Source organism: Spongorhabdus nitratireducens, from assembly GCA_947387575.1.
In the GTDB taxonomy this organism is placed as follows: Bacteria; Pseudomonadota; Gammaproteobacteria; order Pseudomonadales; family Endozoicomonadaceae; genus CANDOC01.
This window is the reverse complement of the sequence record CANDOC010000006.1, coordinates 242,490-259,439: the sequence shown is the minus strand read 5'-3', so window position 1 is coordinate 259,439 and position 16,950 is coordinate 242,490. Positions and strand designations below refer to the sequence as shown.

Here is a 16,950-nt window from a genome sequence, read left to right as displayed (position 1 = left end):
TACAGAAATATGCGGCAAGTATTATTTACTGATTGAAGCAATATACAGATCTTCAACCTGTTTTCTGGCCCAGGGGGTTCTGCGCAGAAATTTCAGACTGGACTTGATTGAGGGGTCGTAGTTGAAGCAACGGATATTAATCCTGTCGCCCAGTTCATCCCAGCCATACATCTCAACCAGCTCGGTAACCACCCGCTCCAGTGTAATACCATGCAACGGGTTATTCGGTTGTTCCTGACTCATAACTATCCTGCAAATACATAATGCCACAGCATTCTAACTGATATGGCAGACTTCATACTCACTCAGTTCCCTGCTTTGTCCTTCAGGCAAACTGTCGTCCAGCACCAGATTACCCACAGACAATCGATGCAGTTTCACTACCGGGTTACGAAAGCGGCCAAACATTCTCTTGATCTGATGGTAGCGCCCTTCTTCCAGTGTTACTTCAGCAACATACTCTGAAAGTATTTTCAGTTGAGCAGGGCGAGTCGTAATATCCTCAAAGCCGAAGTACATTCCTTTGGCAAAAGCCTCGATATACGCGTCAGTAAGGGGGTTGGCCAGTGTTACCCGATAGACCTTACGGACCTTCTTCTCGGGTAAAGTCAGTCTGCTTGACCAGCGGCTGTCATTGGTCAATAGCAGTAAGCCTGAAGAGTGCAGATCAAGTCGGCCAGCGATATGTAATGTGTTCTTGTCTGGCCGCTCCAGTAAGTCGATAACCGTTTTATGCTGCTCATCCTTTGTAGCGCTGACTACACCCGCGGGCTTATGCATCATGATATAGACAGGTGTATTGTTCTGAAGCTCTTCACCGTCGAAGCTGACTTTGGAAAACTCATCAATCACATACTGGGTATCCCGGTTTACTACACCATCAACGGATACCATTCCCTTGGCGAACAGAGGGCGTAATGACCCGCGACTGATCCCGGTTTTTTTACTGATAAAGCGATCCAGTCGCGTACGTTTTGATTGCATGATAAGACTTAAAGGTAACTGCAGGCGAAAACTCTGCAGGTGCTTTCACCATAATAAAAAGAGATTCAGACTAATGGAGGTTAAAAACTAGAACAGATCACTTTGAGGAGATGGTTTTGATTCCGAAAATGCCACAGCACCGGGTTCCGGCGTACCGACAATACGCGGCCAGCGACCAGAGATATGACAGCTCTTTTCATCTTCGGTTGTCACAACATACAGCCGGGTAAATACGCCATCCGTTGCAACCAGCCCCTGAATATACTGCCCGGGCAGTATATCAAACCAGTGACTGAGGCCCTTGTCATCCTTTTCCATAAAGGCATCAACCACAATCTTGACTGGCTGCGGCCGGTATTTCTCCCAGCGACCTTCATGAATTGATTCCAGTCGGGCCCAGCCACCTTGCGGTGCGCCTCCCGCCTGATTCTCCCGCCGTCCCCAGGGCAACATGATCAGCTGACCATCACGCCCCTTTACCGGTAATCTGGCTTTGGGATTGGGAAAGAAAGTCTTGATGACCTTGCCATCAGCCCTGAAAGAAACACCGCCACACATTAATTACTAAATCCTGGTTTACCAATTCCCGAGTTTAGTGGCCGCCACCCTGGCAATCCGGTGATGCTACGGCAACACCCTGCCGGCTCTGCCATTCTGAAGGCGTGTAAGTGTGCAGTGCCAGCGCATGCACAGCACCCTGCATTTCATCACAAAGAACCCGGTATACACTCTGGTGACGCTTTACCGGCAGCTTGCCTTCGAACTCCTCGCTTACCAGTACCACCTTGAAATGAGACTCGGAGCCCGGTGGTACATTATGCATATGACTTTCATTTTCAACGCTGAGATAGGACAGCTCCATTGCCTGCTTCAGCTTCTCTTCAATCTTGTTCTGTATACTCATATCATCCAGCCAGTCAAACCCTGCCAATAGCCATAATAATACATCAGCTGGTACGTTATCTCAGCTTTATACCCTGTTTTCTTGTTCTCGCTGTACCTGAAACTTTAGTTCTGCATCAGATACAAAAAGCCCGGCATTATCTTTAACACCGGGCTTGTTAATCGCTGTAAAGGAGATTTAGACGGTGAGTATTTTCAGGGTGTTGGTTTCACCGACAACAGCCAGGGTATCGCCCTTGGTCATAACCACACGATCACCCGATTTAACCACACCATCTGCCAACAACAGCTCTATCGCCTTACGGTTGACTTCCGTTCCGTCCTTCCATTCAAACGGGTCAAACAGCGCGGAGGATACACCACGATAAAGTGCCACCCGGCGCCGGCTTTTTTCCGAACGGCACAGGGCATAGATCGGCAACCCGGAATCAATACGAGACATCCAGAGCGGTGTTGAGCCGGATTCGGTCAAACAGATAATGGCTTTTACACCCTGCAGATGGTTGGCAGCGTACATAGTGGCCATAGCAATGGTTTCATCGCTGCGGCTAAAGGTAAACTCCATCCGGTGTCGGGACACCTTGGCACCCGGCTGTTTTTCAGCACCACGACAGATATTGGCCATTGCTTCGACCACTCGATCCGGATTGGAACCTGTGGCTGTTTCTGCCGACAGCATGACCGCATCAGTACCATCAAGCACGGCATTGGCCACGTCAAAGACTTCCGCCCGAGTAGGCTGACTGTTGTGAATCATTGACTCCATCATCTGGGTCGCAGTAATAACCGGACGATTCAGGTGTCGGGCCAGCGAGATAATCCGCTTCTGCACACCGATCAGTTCAGCATCACCGATTTCAACGCCGAGGTCACCACGAGCCACCATAACAGCATTGGAAGCACGAATGACGCCTTCCATCAGCTCACAATCCTGAACCAGTTCGGCTCGTTCAATTTTGGCCACCATGGAGGCCTTGCCACCGGCCTGTTGCAGCAGCTCCCGTGCCAGTTCGATATCGGCTGGCTCACGGGGAAAAGAGACCGCCAGATAATCCACGTCCATTTCGGCAGCCAGCACAATATCCTGCCGGTCCTTATCGGTCAGCGCCGGAGCACTGAGTCCGCCGCCCTGGCGATTAATGCCTTTGTTATTACTCAGTATGCCACCGTTGATAACCCGGCAATGCACCCTGCTATCCTCAACCTCTTCAACCTTCAGGGATATACGTCCATCATCAAGCAATAGCACGTCACCTGACTGACAATCATTCGGCAGCTGCTTGTAATCAATGCCGACACATGCTTGTGTACCCGCATCACTTTCCAGCTGCGCATCCAGAATAAAACTGTCATTTTCCGCCAGCTCAATACTCTTGTCTTTAAAGCGGGCAATTCGAATTTTGGGGCCTTGCAGGTCACCCATGACTGCAACCGTTCTGCCCACCCGATCAGCCGTTTCTCTAACCTGCCGAACCCGGCGGATATGGTCATCCCTGTCGCCATGGGAAAAGTTGATGCGAACCAGGTCAACGCCAGCCTTGATCAAATCTTCCAGTGCTTCCGGACTGTCTGTTGCCGGTCCGAGAGTGGCAACAATTTTGGTACGCCGATAAGCCATAAATTCCGGTTCCTTGAAAAATTCCTGAGTCATTCCCCCTGACAGTTACATTCAGCAGGAGGATCATATTCATAGCAGCAGCAAAAGATGAGGATTCAATGACACTCTTTATAAACTTTAAACAAACTTATAAAAACACTTATACAAAATCAGCAAAAGTCTTATACAAAACCTGTTAAGAGCCAGATTTCACACAGAACGTTCAAACGTTAACCTTCAAAATCTTTGCTGTTGCGGTCACTCTTGTCCATCAGAATCATCAGCAGGCCTCCCGCTGCAAGTACCCAGCAGTACCAGATCTGCCCTGACAATTGCAGCGGAGACAATCCTGCAATCGAACCCGCCAGCAAAATCTGGGCCCCATAAGGAATCACCCCCTGAACAACGCAGGAAAATATATCCAGCACACTGGCACTGGTCTGGGGGGATACCTCATTGCGCCGGGCAATATCCCGGGCAACGCTACCACTGATTATGATGGCAACAGTATTGTTGGCAGTAAACAGGTTACAGAGCGAAACCAGCAAACCAATGGCCAGACCTCCGCCCTTGCGGCCACTCAAACGACAATAGTTCATAAACCGGCTCACCAGCCGGCTGATCCACTCCAGTCCACCCTGCGCCTGCATCACAGCAGCGATTCCGCCAATAAACATCGACAGAATCATAATCTCCTGCATGTTGCCAAATCCTTGATAGATATCATCTGCCCAGCTTGCCAGCGTATAGGCGGGTGCTACCGCAATACCGGTCATACCCGCCAGCACAATACCGGCAGACAATACCAACAGAACATTCAGTCCGGTCAGGGCCAGTATCAGCACCACCAGATAGGGCAATACCCGGGCAAACTGCCAGGGCTCAACCGGCGGCACCTCGGCCCCCTGCCCCAGGGTGAACAGCAGCAGTAATGTTAATAATCCGGCAGGAATTGCCACCCGGGCATTCTGTTTGAACTTGTCCCGCATGGCACAGCCCTGGGTGCGGGTTGCGGCAATGGTGGTATCCGAGATAACCGACAGGTTATCACCGAACATGGCACCGCCAACCACTGCGCCCACTGTCAGCGCAGGAGTCAGACTGGTTGCCCCGGCAAATCCCACCGCAATAGGCGCAACGGCTGCAATGGTTCCCATGGAAGTACCCATGGATGTCGAAATAAAGGCTGCAATCACAAACAGTCCGGGCAAAACAAAGCTCGAGGGAATAATGCTCAGACCACAGTTAATTGTGGACTCAACCCCGCCAATCGCCTGCATCACGGAAGAAAAGGCCCCTGCCAGCAGAAACACCAGACACATGGTGATAATGCCGCCGTCGCCAATACCCTGCACAAACACCCGTAGTTTTTCATTAAAGGAATACTGGCCTGCCAGCAAAGCCAGCAACACGGCCGGTAAAGCCGCAACAGGAGCCTTGACCTGGTAAAAGGCAAACTCAACGCCCTGAAGGGTGTAATACAGCCCGCTGCCAACAAATATCAGCAGAAACAGCAGCAGCGGCAAGAGGGCTGAAAGCCGGGGTGACTGAACTGAAAGTGTGTGATCCATTTCTTGTCTGACAACTTCGGGTAAAGGAGGCTTTTTGTTTGAACCGGACAACATGTACATTTTTTGCTGTGGTTTTAAATAGGACAGCTCTGACTCTGCTATGTTCAGATTTTCCTCATGATCTGAACAGAGTAGCCTACTCATAAACCCCCACAAGCCCGCTTCGCAGCTGGAACTACTGTTAGTATTTACTGTCAGCTTTTATGTATACCCTCTGAACAGACGGATCTGCGACGTTTTCTGGCACTCGTGCGCTATCGGAATTCGGAATTCTGTCCAATACTGTCTGACAGGCAGGTCATTTCTATCTCTGAATAAACGGGCAGTAATCATGAAAGACCGATTATCGTGGCAGCAGATGCTGGCAATGGGGTTTATGACATTTGCAATGTATTTGGGTGCTGGCAACCTGATTTTCCCTGTACTGGCCGGTCTGGAAGCCGGTACTGAACTCTGGATTACCGCTGCGGGATTCCTGATAACCGGTGTTGGCCTGCCGCTGACCGGTATTATTGCCATGGCCCGCGTCGGTGGTGGCTTCAACGATATCTCCCGCGATCTGCCCCGGGCGATGATTACACTGATGGGCTGCAGTATCTATCTCATTCTCGGCCCTCTTTATGGTATTCCACGAACCTGTGTCGTAGCCTACGAAATAGGTCTGGTGCCTTTTACCGGTAATCATGATGGAGCCCAGCTGGTCTACACTCTGGTATTTATCTCTCTGGCCTGGTATCTGTCACTACGCCCGGGCAAACTGATGGAAAGCATCGGTGAGTGGATGACACCAATACTGGTGCTGCTTCTGCTGATTCTGGGCATCACCCCTCTGGTGGCTCCGCCCGGACCGATCCCCGCACCTTCGGCAGAATACCAAAGTGACGCCTTTATCAAGGGTTTCGTTGATGGTTATATGACCATGGACACCCTGGCTTCACTGCTGTTTGGCATGGTGATTATCACCAACCTGCGTTCCCATGGTATCAGCAGCCGTCAGGCTCTGACCCGCTATACCATTCGGGCCGGTGTTATTGCAGCTATCGGCATGTCTCTGGTCTATATCTCCCAGTTTTACCTGGGAGCCACCAGCCATGTACTGATACCGAATCCAGAGAATGGCGGACAGGTGTTATCCACCTTTGTTGATCATACCTTTGGTAAGGGCGGTATTTTGCTGTTGTCCGGCATAGTCACACTGGCCTGTCTGACTACAGCGATAGGTTTGATTACTGCAGTTTCAGAATATTTTGAAAGCCTCAAGCCAGCTATCCCCTATAAGGTGTATGTCACCCTGATCAGCGTCAGCTCACTGATGTTTGCCAATCTTGGCCTGAATGATCTGATTGAACTGTTTATTCCGGTATTGCTGACATTCTATCCGGTCTCGATAGTTCTGATCATTCTGGCGCTGGTACGGGACTGGCTACCTTCTCCTGTAGTCACCAGCCGGCTGACACTGGCAACCGTTTTTGTGGTCGGTCTGGTCGACGGACTTCAGGTTGCTCTGCCGGGGTTACAGCAGTCTGCTTTATTGACACCCTTCAGCTACTTGCCAGGCTTCGGACATCATATGGGCTGGATTGTGCCAACACTGGCCTGTACTGCGATAACAATCGCCGGCGCTCTGATTGTACGCCTGACATTACCGCTAAGTCCCCGTATATAAACATCTACGGCGAATATATTAGAATTCCTGCCACAGCAGCTCTGAAACAGTGTTCCTACTGTTTCAGAGCTTTTGTTCTGCCCTGTATCACCGGAAGATTAATGCATCATCGTCAATTCTGGCTTGTGTCTTTGCTCCTCTCAGTTCTGCTGGCCGGGTGCCAGTCCCCTGCGATCTCTACCTCCAAGCCATCAAAGCCTGCTGTTACTACGGCAGAACAGCCTGCACCCGATTCATCTTCAGTCAGTGTTCAGCCTGATATGAACAATGCAGCTTCAGGCCTATCTTCACAACAACAAATTAAAAAGGTCACCATCACCCGGCGAATAGAACAGATTCCTGCCCGAATAAACGACAAGATTGTACTGGGCATTACCGAGACCGGTTACTTGCTCGATGCCAGGCTGAGCATGAAAGCAAAAATGGATACCGGAGCAGAAGGCTCATCACTGGATGCCCGTAATATCCAGCGTTTCGAGCGGGATGGGAAAAAGTGGGTTCGATTTGATATCAACCGGGCTCATGAAGGTCACAAGACGCTGGAAAGACCGCTCGAGCGTATTGTGTATATCAAGCGCCCCGGCCTCAAAGCCATTCAGCGTCCGGTAGTATTGTTGACCGTCAGGGTTGGTGATATTACCCAGAAACAGGAATTCAGCCTGACCAACCGCAGGCAGTATGAATACCCGTTAATTATTGGGCGTACCTTTCTTAAGGATCTGGCCATTATTGATTCCGGCCAGCACCATATCGCTGAACCAAAGCTGTTAAAGCAGCAAGACGTGACGCTCAAGATCGCAGTCGATAAAAAACCGCCCAAAAGCCCGGAAATAATCCAACAGCCGGTCAGGGTAAAAAGAGATACTATTTTCGGTAGTGTGGAGCCGGTATTTCTTCCAACTCAAAACCTGCGTTTTGATGCCCGAATTGATACCGGCGCCAAAACATCATCACTGGATGCCCGGAATATCCAGCGATTTAAACGTGACAATAAACACTGGGTGCGATTTGAGTTACCCGGGCCAACCGCCAACAACCCGATGATAAAACTGGAAGTCCCGGTTAAACGACGGGTAAAAATCAAGCGCCACGGTGCCGACTGGGATCACCGATTAGTGATTGAGCTGCAAACCCGGGTGGGTTCAGTGTCCCGTAAAACCGAGTTCACCCTGCGTGACCGCAGCGAATACGATCATCCGATACTGCTGGGTTATGAATTTCTGGAGAACCGGGCACTCGTAGATGTCAGTCAGCCTTATCTAACCGATATTTTCAAACAACGAGCCCATCTCATTTATCTGCACTAGTTTTCAATATCTCGCAGCCTCATGACTTCAAACTGACTATTGTTTCCCAGTAGCAGTTGACCAACACCTCATTGCCATACCGGCAGCATGCTGCCGGTACACCTTAATTGCTCACAGGAAACATAATGAATACCGCCCGCACTCAACTGGCACTGGTCGTTATACTGCTGACGGTAGCCGGTCTCGGTTTGACGCTTTACAAGCATATGACGCTGGGCTTTCCTCTTCTGCCCGGTCGACACAGTCCGGTATGGACACTGGAAGCCCAAATCAACTTTGACGCTGAAGACGGACCGGCACAGGCGATTCTGACCCTGCCGGCAGCACAGGACGGAGCCATTGTTCTGGATGAGTTCTTTTCCTCGCCCGGTTATGGCATCAATGTCAAAAAACAGGGCAGCCAACGACAGGCCGTATGGAGTATTCGTCAGGCTGAAGAGCGGCAAACCCTGTTTTACCGGATTCAACTAAGGCTTGAGCCAGAGCACCTGACCAAAGCTGCAGACGAGCCCGCATCAGATAAACCTGACACCCCGGTACTGACTGAGCCCTATAGCACTGCAGCCAAAACATTACTCGCAACAATTAGGGAGAAGTCATCTGATAATGAAAGCTTCACCGGCACCCTGCTGCAGGAACTCAACTCCGTCGACCCGGATCAGAATACCAATATGCTGCTGGGCAACCTCACCAGCCGCAATGACAAAGTACAACTGATACTGGATCTTTTGCATCAGGAAGGCATTCATGCCCGTATGGTACGAGGCCTGCAACTTGAAGACGGTCGTCGTAAACAACCGATTGTGGATATGGTGGAAATCTGGAACGGCTGGCACTGGATCCTGTTTAATCCCGATACTGCCGCATCCGGTGCACCGGATAATTTTTTCCTGTGGCAACGAGGTGGAAAGTCACTGCTGGACGTTATGGGAGGATCCCATTCCCGGGTCGAGTTTTCGATGATATCCCAGCCCATTCCTACCAAGCAGCTGGCGCTGGAAGAAGCCGCCAGCGGTATCAGCATGGTGGACTTTTCCATTTACAGCCTGCCACTGGAAGAACAGAACGCATTTAAGACCATTCTGCTGGTGCCTATCGGTATTCTTGTTGTGCTGGTAATGCGGGTGTTGGTCGGGCTGCGTACCTCTGGAACCTTTATGCCCGTGTTAATTGCCGTTGCCTTTCTGCAAACTCGCTGGCTGCCCGGTCTGGTAATTTTTATTACCGTTGTCACTGTCGGGCTGTGGTTAAGATTTATTCTGAGCCGGCTCAATATGCTGCTGGTTGCCCGGCTGGGCTCCGTTGTGATTATGGTGGTGGGCATTATGGTCACCATGAGTATTCTCAGCTGGAAGCTGGGAATTACCCAGGCTTTAACCGTGACATTTTTCCCGATGATTATTCTGGCGTGGACCATCGAGCGGATGTCCATTCTATGGGAAGAAGAAGGCCCGAGGGATGTGTTTATCGAAGGCTTTGGCAGCCTGCTGGTTGCTTCCCTGAGCTATCTGTTGATGACCAACCGGCATGTTGAATACCTGACGTTTAACTTCCCGGAGTTGCTGATGTTGGTTCTGGCGGCCACCTTACTATTGGGTCAGTACACCGGCTATCGCCTGCTGGAACTAAAGCGGTTCCGATCCCTGATCGGCAAGCCTTTACAACATCCTGCAGAATATTGAGAGGGTATGCCAGTGAACTTGTTCAAATGGTTTGCCCGCCCGCATGCACTGCTAGATGCAGGTGTACTCAGTATGAACCGGCGCAACCTGTGTTACGTCAGTCGCTATAACAAGCGTTCCTTATTACCTCTGGTAGATGACAAACTGTCGACCAAAAGACTGGCAGAAAAAGCCGGCGTGGCCGTCCCCAAACTATTGGGTGTTATTCAGTATCAGCATGATGTCCAGCAGCTACATAAATTGCTGGACCATCTGAGTGAATTTGTTATCAAACCCGCCAATGGCAGTGGAGGTAAAGGTATTCTGGTTATTACCGGCCGGGACGGAAGTGACTTCGTTAAAGGCAGTGGTGAGAAGCTTGGTTTCGCCGATGTTAAACGTCACGTAACCAATACGCTGGGAGGCCTTTATTCGCTGGGAGGCAAAACCGATGTCGCCCTGATTGAGTCATTGATCAGAGCTGATCCGGTCTTCGAGCGTTACAGCCATGAAGGGGTACCGGATATTCGAACGATTGTCTTCAAGGGGTATCCGGTAATGGCCATGCTGCGACTGGCAACCAAAGCGTCTGACGGCAAGGCCAATCTGCACCAGGGCGCTGTCGGTGTTGGTCTTGATATGGCCAGTGGACAAAGTCTAAGGGCAGTTCAGTTTGACCAGCCCGTTACACATCATCCGGATACCATGCAGGACTTTTCAGCACTCAGTGTTCCTCACTGGAAACAACTGCTTACGCTGACTGCCCGCTGCTATGAGATGACCGGACTGGGATATCTAGGAGTCGATATGGTACTGGATCAGAATGAAGGCCCCTTGATTCTGGAGCTGAATGCCCGCCCAGGACTGGCCATCCAGATTGCCAACGGCTCAGGCCTGAGATCACGACTGGAAATGATTGAAACGTTGAAAAGTGGTGATAACGCTGTTTCGGAACGGGTTACATATGCCATGACTCATTTCAGTCACTTTTAACCATGAATATCGATGCAAATAACAGAGTGAATTTCAACAACACACAGCACTGTCTCACCTATACTTGCCATCAACATCACCGCCAGTATCAAGCTTGATATGACCACGCTTCTGGTTCTGCTTATTGACGGTATCGGGGCCGACTGCTTTCAGCGCTGCCTGTCACGCTGTCCCAGCCTGTCCCGAATGGTCACGGAAGGCCATCTGGTTAAACGCCTTACCCCGGCAACATGTGCCACCTCCCTTCCCGGCAGGGCTTCAATGCTGACCGGGTACCCATCCAGTAAAAATGGCATTTATGGCAATCTGATTCGTAAGCAGGACGACCGATTCGGTTATGCCCAACCGAATGATTTGCGTATTCCTACTCTGGGCAGCCGGGCACAAGATCACGGCATCAAAGTTGCCGGTATCGGTTTTGGCATGCTACCTCAAACAGAGTGCGATATTTATATGCCCCCCTCCTGGGCTGGAGAATATGGTGAAGCACTATTCCCTCCCCTTCCTGTCACCATGCCGGCTTATTCCGACCGGGATAACTACCGGCTCAGGGGGCTGATGAACGATACCCTGTTGCTTGAACAGGCAGTAAACGCCGGGATAACGGGTGATGAACCGGCACAGTTAATCTTTGCCGAACTGGCCATGCCCGATTACCTGTTGCATGACTATGGCGAGGACAGTCCTGAAGTGCAGTGGAATCTGCTCTGGATTGATGCACAGGTCGGACTACTAAAAAGCTGGCTGGATGCTGCAAACCAGCACTGGAATCTGGTGTTGGCCAGTGACCATGGCCATGCTCTGGTACAGGAGGCCATTTATCCGGATAAAATTATTCCCGATGGCATCCCTTATGCCTGTGAGGCTGGCATCCTTCACCTGATAGTTAAGAATCAACAGCAACGACAGCAACTGGCCGAGTCCATGTCACCTTTTGGCGTGATCGATATTGGCACCCAACACCTGCCAAATGACCATGCCAGCGACATGATGGCATTACTGGCGCCTGACGGCTGGGTATTTGAAACTGCCGGCAATAACAACAGTAAAGAGCCAACCGGTGTATCCCATTACCGTTCCAGCCACGGCTTTTATTTTGGCTGTCCGGCCGATGACCGCTTTGCCCTGTTTCATGGCCCCGATATCAATCCGGGAACAACAGATCATGCTTCAGCTGAACAATTTGCACCGACAGTTGCCCTGCTTGCCGGACTTCCACTGGATGATTTCCCTGGAACAGCCATGAGTGTTTCCGGATTATCAGATCCCGGCCAATCCCTGAATAACTAATAAACGGCGCATGCCCCCTTTGCTGCAGAGGAGCTGACGGGTGCTATATCGATGTTGCTGCCTGATACTGGGTACCCTTCTGTGCCTGGTGGTTTCTGCCTGCGAGCAGAGGGACTGGAAAAAATCCGATAGAATCCTGCGAATGCCACATCCGCTGGAATTCGGGGGAGCCGATAATCTGGACCCACTCTCCCCGTACCGGTTCTGGCAAGTTAACCTGATGCTTTATGATCAGTTGCTACGATTGGAGCATGACGGACAGATCAGCCCGGGACTGGCTACTCACTGGAGTTCAAATCCTGAGGGTACTGTCTGGAACTTCAAGCTCAGACAGAATGTAATTTTTCATAACCGCAAACCCTTTACCTCTGAAGATGCGCTCTACAGCCTGAAGCGCGTTAAGGATCCCGAACTGGCCTCGCCGGCTTCAGCGGTGCTGGCGCTGATTTCAGAAATAAAAGCGCCAACGCCATACACTCTGAAAATCCAGCTCAGTTCACCTCATCATGATTTTCCTCTACTGCTAACAGACTACCGCATTCGTATAATTCCGGCCGGTAGCAGTGCTCATATTGCCCGCAGCGGAATTGGCACCGGTCCCTTCCAACTGGTGTCTCTGGACCCGGAAGGCAAAACGGTACTGACAGCATTTCCCGAATACTGGGATGGAAAGCCGGCATTATCAGGTGTAGAGCTGTATTGCATTCCTGACTCCCAGGCCCGGGTTCAGGCACTGCTGGCGGGCCAGATTGACTGGCTGGATGCCGTTTCTGCGCGTCAGCAACCACTTTTCCACCAGCAGCAACAGCTGCGACTACAATCCATTCCCTGCGGCGAATGGCGCGGCATCATTTTCCGGATAGACAAGCCCCCTTTTAACGATGCCCGGGTGCGACAGGCCCTGAAAATCGCAACCGACCGGTTAACAATTATGGAGCTGGTATCCGGCAAGGAAGGTGGCCAAATCAGCTGTGATAATCCGGTCTGGTCGGGAGACGGGTACCATTACTCATCTACCTGTCGAAAAAATATTCAGCAGGCGAGAAATTTACTGGCAGAAGCCGGTTATCCAGACGGCATCGAGTTTGAGCTGCACACCTGCGATATCGAACCGGAGTTTATCCCTTTGGCCGAAGCCTATCAGCAGCAGGTTCAGGAAGCCGGGGTCCGGGTGATAATTCGCCGTATTCCCAGTGACAGTTACTGGCAAAGCGTCTGGATGAAAGTACCTGCCATGACGACACGCTGGGGACAGCGACATGCAGACCAGGTGCTGAATGAACTGTTTCGCAGTGGAGCCCCCTGGAACGAGAGTGGTTATCGCAATTCCGCTTTTGATCAGCTTCTCGACGCTGCCCGTGCCGAAGCCGACAGCTCAAAACGACATCAGCTCTACAGCCAGTTACAACAGATACTGCAGGATGACGGTGGCGTCTATCTTCCCTACTTTCCCAACTATATCCGGGTCACCAGTCAGCAACTGGTTAATGTACCGGCAACCGAAACCAAAATTATTCACTGGCACCGGATAGGAAAAAGCTGATGCTAAGGCTTGTCAGTAAGCTACTGCTGTCTTCACTGTGCTCCCTGCTATTGATGGGTGTGCTGGTCTTTATGCTGGTCGAGAAACTACCGGGTGATGCTTGCACCGCACTTCTGGCACAGGACGCCCAGCCTGAACGCATTGAGCAGTGTCGTAAATCACTGGGACTGGACCTGCCATCCAGTGAACGTTTTGTGGTATGGGCCAGTAATCTGCTCAAAGGTGACCTCGGTTGGTCATTGGCAAAGCGTCGTCCGGTCAGTGAAATTATCTGGCCCCGGCTATCAAATACATTACTGCTGGGGACACTGGCAGCGCTTTTAAGTATTCCGCTTGCTATTGTGCTGGGTTTTCTGGCTGGTTTAAGGCCTGGCCGCAAGTCTGACAACTGGATTTCTCTGGCCAGTATTGGTGCCATGGCCCTGCCCGAGTTTGTGGTTGCTCTTGGCCCGATGTATCTATTCAGCTTTGCAACCGGCTGGCTCCCGGCGGTTTCTCTGCTATACGACGCTCAGCCTGTTTCCGAGCAAATTCAATATGCCATTCTGCCCGCGCTCAGTATTGCCCTGCTGGTCAACGCCCATATTATGCGCACAGTGCGCAGTGCCACGATCCATGTGATGAACAGTCACTATATCCAGATGGCACGTTTTAAAGGTGTTACCCCCACCTCCATTGTATTGCGCCATGCAGTGCGCCCGACACTGGCTCCCTGTACAGGAACACTATCACTCTATATGGCATGGATTTTCTGCGGTGTGGTCGTCGTCGAAAAGGTTTTTAACTACCCGGGGCTGGGCATGTTACTGGTCAATGCTATCTGTGAGCGGGACTATCCGGTAATCCAGGTAACCTGCATGCTGATGACCCTGATATGCATTGCCTGTTCGTTCTGTGGTGATCTGTGCGGTCAGCTGTTTGACCCCAGACAGAGGGAGTGCGCCTAATGAATACCAGCCTGACACTGCCCTGGCATCATAACCGGTTGACAGTTACCCAGCTGCCCAGGCTGTGCCTCAGCAACCGCAGCGGCCGACTGGGATTATTCCTGGTTACACTGCATCTTGTTATCTGTCTTTCAGCCCACAGTTTGCTTCCATTCGGTTTTTCATTTCTGGATTATGCCAGCCAGCACCCTGACCGGATTTTTCTTCCTCCGGATATGCAGCACTGGCTGGGTACCGATGCCATGGGCCGGGATGTACTGGCACGTACCCTGCTGGGTGGTGCAGAAGCCATGCAGGTAGCCGTGCTGGCAACCGTGCTGTCGATGATGCTGGGGTTACTGTTGGGAATCAGTGCCGGGCTTTATGGCGGCTTGCTGGATATTGTTGTCTGCCGCTGTACCGATCTGTTTCGAGCCATCCCCTGGATATTGCCATTACTAATGGTCATCGCCCTGTTCGGGCACAGTTTGCTGACACTGATTCTGGTGCTGGGGCTGTTTGATGCCTTTGATATTGCCCGGGTAATACGGGGAGCAACCCGCCCCCAGGTGAACCAGGATTATATTGTTGCTGCCAGACTGCGGGGTACATCGGGTACAACGCTGATAACCGGTGAAATCCTGCCAAACATCACCGGCATTGTGATGGTTGAAGCCGCTATGCGACTGACCTGGATGTTATTAAGGTTCAGCTCGCTATCCTTCCTAGGTTTTGGTGCCAGCCCACCCAGTGCCGACTGGGGGCTGATGATTGCAGAAAACGGACCTTACATTGCGGTATCCCTCTGGCCGGCACTGGCACCGGCTATTGCCCTCGGCAGTTTGATTATTGGCATTAACCTACTGGCAGATGCCATCGACAAGGCTCTGCCCGGCAACCTGTCACGCACTGTTGATCAGGAGTCTGCCCAGTGACAAACAGACATAAAGGCTCCACGCCATTACTGGATGTCTCTCAACTTACCCTGATGCAACAAACAACTAATAAGCCAGGTAATATACCGGTGCTTCGAGATATCAGCTTCCAGCTATTCAGTGGCGAAAGTCTGGGTATTATTGGTGCATCAGGTAGCGGCAAGACTACCCTGTTGAACTGTATTCTCGGGCATTTAAGGCCGGGCTGCCAGGTTGATCATGGCAGTATTCGGCTGGGGGTTGATGACGTATTCAAAAGTAGTGCAGAACGGTTACGTCAGCTGCGAGGCCACTCTATGGCGCTGGTTCCCCAGAATGCCGGTCTCTGCCTGAATCCTTCGCTCAGAATTGGTAACCAGCTGGATGAAACACTGATATTGCATACGACGCTGAACAAGCAACAGCGTTTGAATGAACAACACAGGTTACTCTCACAAGTCAGTCTGCCCTATGCAGATACTATCCTGCGGAGCTATCCCCACCAGCTGTCAGGAGGTCAACAGCAGCGGGTTGCCATTGCCATGGCGCTGGCAGGAAAGCCTGAATTGTTGTTGCTGGATGAACCGACCAGCGGGCTGGACCCTCTTAACCGCCGGCTGTTCTTCAAGCTGTTACAGCAGATCAGGCAACAACATCAGGTCAGCCTGTTACTGGTCACCCATGATCTGGAAGCCGCCGCCGCTTTATGCAGCCGGGCATTGGTACTTCGCAATGGAGAAATCGTTGAGTCTGGCAGTTTACCCAGGCTACTTCAGCAACCTGAACATCCATTCACCCGTCAACTGACAACAGCTACCTCACTACCTGCACTACGGTGTATTTCCGCCTCCAGGCCCATATTACAGTGCAGAAACACCTGCGTAACACGGGGTAAAAGACGCTGGTTCAACCGTGCTCCCGACAATCCGGTTTTCAGCAATCTTGATCTGGAGCTTGGCAAAGGTGAATGTCTGGCAATTTACGGGCCATCCGGCAGTGGCAAAAGCACGCTGCTGCGAACTGTCGCCGGTTTGCATCCACTACAAAGTGGATCGGTTTTATTTCAGGGACACCCGGTTTCGGTTTTGGGAAAACGCTCCCTGCAATTAAAGAAATCAATCCAGCTGATTTTCCAGAATCCGGCCTCGGCACTAAACCCCCGCCACTGTATTGCCGAGATACTACAGGCTCCCCTGACCTTATACCGTCAGCTGGGACTGGCAGAGTGTCGCCGCCATATCGCCACGCTGTTGGCCCGGGTTAACCTGCCGACCCATTACAGCCAGCACTATCCGGCCCAATTATCAGGGGGTGAGCAGCAACGGGTTGCTATTGCCCGTGCCTTTGCCAGCCAACCACAACTGTTGCTCTGTGATGAAATAACCGCATCGCTGGATGCAACAGCTCGCAAGCTGATTATTGAACTGCTGAATGCTTTTCGGGAAGAAACCGGCAGTGGCTTTCTACTGGTAAGTCATGACCCGGTGACCCTCAAGGCCATGGCCAACCGCAGAATGAAACTTGAGAAGGGTCGTTTAACAGAAACTGAATAAGCAACAGCGGATGATATCATGGCAGATATCATCCGCTGTTAA

The 16,950-nt window shown here is 51.4% G+C and carries 15 protein-coding genes; 9 read left to right on the top strand and 6 right to left on the bottom strand.

The window, feature by feature from the left end:
- Nucleotides 1–21: 21 nt before the first annotated feature.
- From ACYZZ0_RS13055 to ACYZZ0_RS13030, 6 genes are all read right to left on the bottom strand, one after another.
- Nucleotides 22–243 (bottom strand): VF530 family protein, encoded by a 222-nt coding sequence (locus ACYZZ0_RS13055; protein ID WP_461537076.1) that lies wholly within the window; start codon nt 241–243, stop codon nt 22–24.
- 33 nt (nt 244–276) lie between these two features.
- Nucleotides 277–984, bottom strand: coding sequence for a pseudouridine synthase (locus ACYZZ0_RS13050; protein ID WP_461537075.1), 708 nt, complete (start codon nt 982–984; stop codon nt 277–279).
- Nucleotides 985–1,071: 87 nt separating this feature from the next.
- Nucleotides 1,072–1,542 carry a hypothetical protein gene (locus ACYZZ0_RS13045; RefSeq protein WP_461537074.1) on the bottom strand — a complete coding sequence of 157 codons (471 nt, stop codon included), beginning with the start codon at nt 1,540–1,542 and terminating at the stop codon, nt 1,072–1,074.
- 34 nt (nt 1,543–1,576) lie between these two features.
- On the bottom strand, nt 1,577–1,888 hold the full coding sequence (locus ACYZZ0_RS13040; protein WP_461537073.1) for a BolA family protein: 312 nt from the start codon (nt 1,886–1,888) through the stop codon (nt 1,577–1,579).
- A gap of 177 nt (nt 1,889–2,065) precedes the next feature.
- Complete coding sequence (gene pyk, locus ACYZZ0_RS13035) at nt 2,066–3,538, bottom strand: pyruvate kinase (RefSeq protein ID WP_461537072.1); 1,473 nt, start codon at nt 3,536–3,538, stop codon at nt 2,066–2,068.
- A gap of 176 nt (nt 3,539–3,714) precedes the next feature.
- Entirely contained in the window at nt 3,715–5,109 is a 1,395-nt protein-coding gene (locus tag ACYZZ0_RS13030; RefSeq protein WP_461537071.1) for a Na+/H+ antiporter NhaC family protein, read from the bottom strand.
- A gap of 277 nt (nt 5,110–5,386) precedes the next feature.
- Between ACYZZ0_RS13030 and brnQ the strand changes: the two genes are divergently transcribed.
- The 9 genes from brnQ (at nt 5,387) to ACYZZ0_RS12985 (ending at nt 16,908) form a co-directional block, all read left to right on the top strand.
- Complete coding sequence (brnQ, locus tag ACYZZ0_RS13025) at nt 5,387–6,721, top strand: branched-chain amino acid transport system II carrier protein (RefSeq protein WP_461537070.1); 1,335 nt, start codon at nt 5,387–5,389, stop codon at nt 6,719–6,721.
- Nucleotides 6,722–6,822: 101 nt separating this feature from the next.
- Nucleotides 6,823–8,028, top strand: a complete 1,206-nt coding sequence (locus ACYZZ0_RS13020) for an ATP-dependent zinc protease family protein (protein WP_461537069.1) — start codon at nt 6,823–6,825, stop codon at nt 8,026–8,028.
- Between the two features lie 125 nt (nt 8,029–8,153).
- Nucleotides 8,154–9,710 (top strand): inactive transglutaminase family protein, encoded by a 1,557-nt coding sequence (locus tag ACYZZ0_RS13015; protein WP_461537068.1) that lies wholly within the window; start codon nt 8,154–8,156, stop codon nt 9,708–9,710.
- 12 nt (nt 9,711–9,722) lie between these two features.
- Nucleotides 9,723–10,682 carry an alpha-L-glutamate ligase-like protein gene (locus tag ACYZZ0_RS13010; protein WP_461537067.1) on the top strand — a complete coding sequence of 320 codons (960 nt, stop codon included), beginning with the start codon at nt 9,723–9,725 and terminating at the stop codon, nt 10,680–10,682.
- Between the two features lie 99 nt (nt 10,683–10,781).
- Nucleotides 10,782–11,972: an alkaline phosphatase family protein gene (locus ACYZZ0_RS13005; protein ID WP_461537066.1), complete on the top strand. Its 1,191-nt coding sequence runs from the start codon at nt 10,782–10,784 to the stop codon at nt 11,970–11,972.
- Between the two features lie 40 nt (nt 11,973–12,012).
- A complete protein-coding gene (locus ACYZZ0_RS13000; RefSeq protein ID WP_461537065.1) occupies nt 12,013–13,515 on the top strand; it encodes an ABC transporter substrate-binding protein in 1,503 nt (500 codons plus the stop codon).
- Nucleotides 13,515–14,462, top strand: a complete 948-nt coding sequence (locus ACYZZ0_RS12995; RefSeq protein ID WP_461537064.1) for an ABC transporter permease — start codon at nt 13,515–13,517, stop codon at nt 14,460–14,462. Before ACYZZ0_RS13000 ends, ACYZZ0_RS12995 begins: the two co-directional genes overlap by 1 nt.
- Nucleotides 14,462–15,376: an ABC transporter permease gene (locus ACYZZ0_RS12990; protein WP_461537063.1), complete on the top strand. Its 915-nt coding sequence runs from the start codon at nt 14,462–14,464 to the stop codon at nt 15,374–15,376. The genes ACYZZ0_RS12995 and ACYZZ0_RS12990 overlap by 1 nt, the downstream gene beginning before the upstream one ends.
- Nucleotides 15,373–16,908 (top strand): ABC transporter ATP-binding protein, encoded by a 1,536-nt coding sequence (locus ACYZZ0_RS12985; protein WP_461537062.1) that lies wholly within the window; start codon nt 15,373–15,375, stop codon nt 16,906–16,908. The genes ACYZZ0_RS12990 and ACYZZ0_RS12985 overlap by 4 nt, the downstream gene beginning before the upstream one ends.
- Nucleotides 16,909–16,950: the final 42 nt, after the last annotated feature.

Bases quoted from the DNA above. Each gene is read 5' to 3' on its own strand.
- ACYZZ0_RS13050 (WP_461537075.1), bottom strand. From the start codon at position 984: ATGCAATCAAAACGTACGCGACTGGATCGCTTTATCAGTAAAAAAACC.
- ACYZZ0_RS13030 (WP_461537071.1), bottom strand. From the start codon at position 5,109: ATGTTGTCCGGTTCAAACAAAAAGCCTCCTTTACCCGAAGTTGTCAGA.
- ACYZZ0_RS13040 (WP_461537073.1), bottom strand. From the start codon at position 1,888: ATGAGTATACAGAACAAGATTGAAGAGAAGCTGAAGCAGGCAATGGAG.
- brnQ (WP_461537070.1), top strand. From the start codon at position 5,387: ATGAAAGACCGATTATCGTGGCAGCAGATGCTGGCAATGGGGTTTATG.
- ACYZZ0_RS13015 (WP_461537068.1), top strand. From the start codon at position 8,154: ATGAATACCGCCCGCACTCAACTGGCACTGGTCGTTATACTGCTGACG.
- ACYZZ0_RS13020 (WP_461537069.1), top strand. From the start codon at position 6,823: ATGCATCATCGTCAATTCTGGCTTGTGTCTTTGCTCCTCTCAGTTCTG.
- ACYZZ0_RS13045 (WP_461537074.1), bottom strand. From the start codon at position 1,542: ATGTGTGGCGGTGTTTCTTTCAGGGCTGATGGCAAGGTCATCAAGACT.
- ACYZZ0_RS12995 (WP_461537064.1), top strand. From the start codon at position 13,515: ATGCTAAGGCTTGTCAGTAAGCTACTGCTGTCTTCACTGTGCTCCCTG.
- ACYZZ0_RS12990 (WP_461537063.1), top strand. From the start codon at position 14,462: ATGAATACCAGCCTGACACTGCCCTGGCATCATAACCGGTTGACAGTT.
- ACYZZ0_RS13005 (WP_461537066.1), top strand. From the start codon at position 10,782: ATGACCACGCTTCTGGTTCTGCTTATTGACGGTATCGGGGCCGACTGC.
- ACYZZ0_RS13055 (WP_461537076.1), bottom strand. From the start codon at position 243: ATGAGTCAGGAACAACCGAATAACCCGTTGCATGGTATTACACTGGAG.
- pyk (WP_461537072.1), bottom strand. From the start codon at position 3,538: ATGACTCAGGAATTTTTCAAGGAACCGGAATTTATGGCTTATCGGCGT.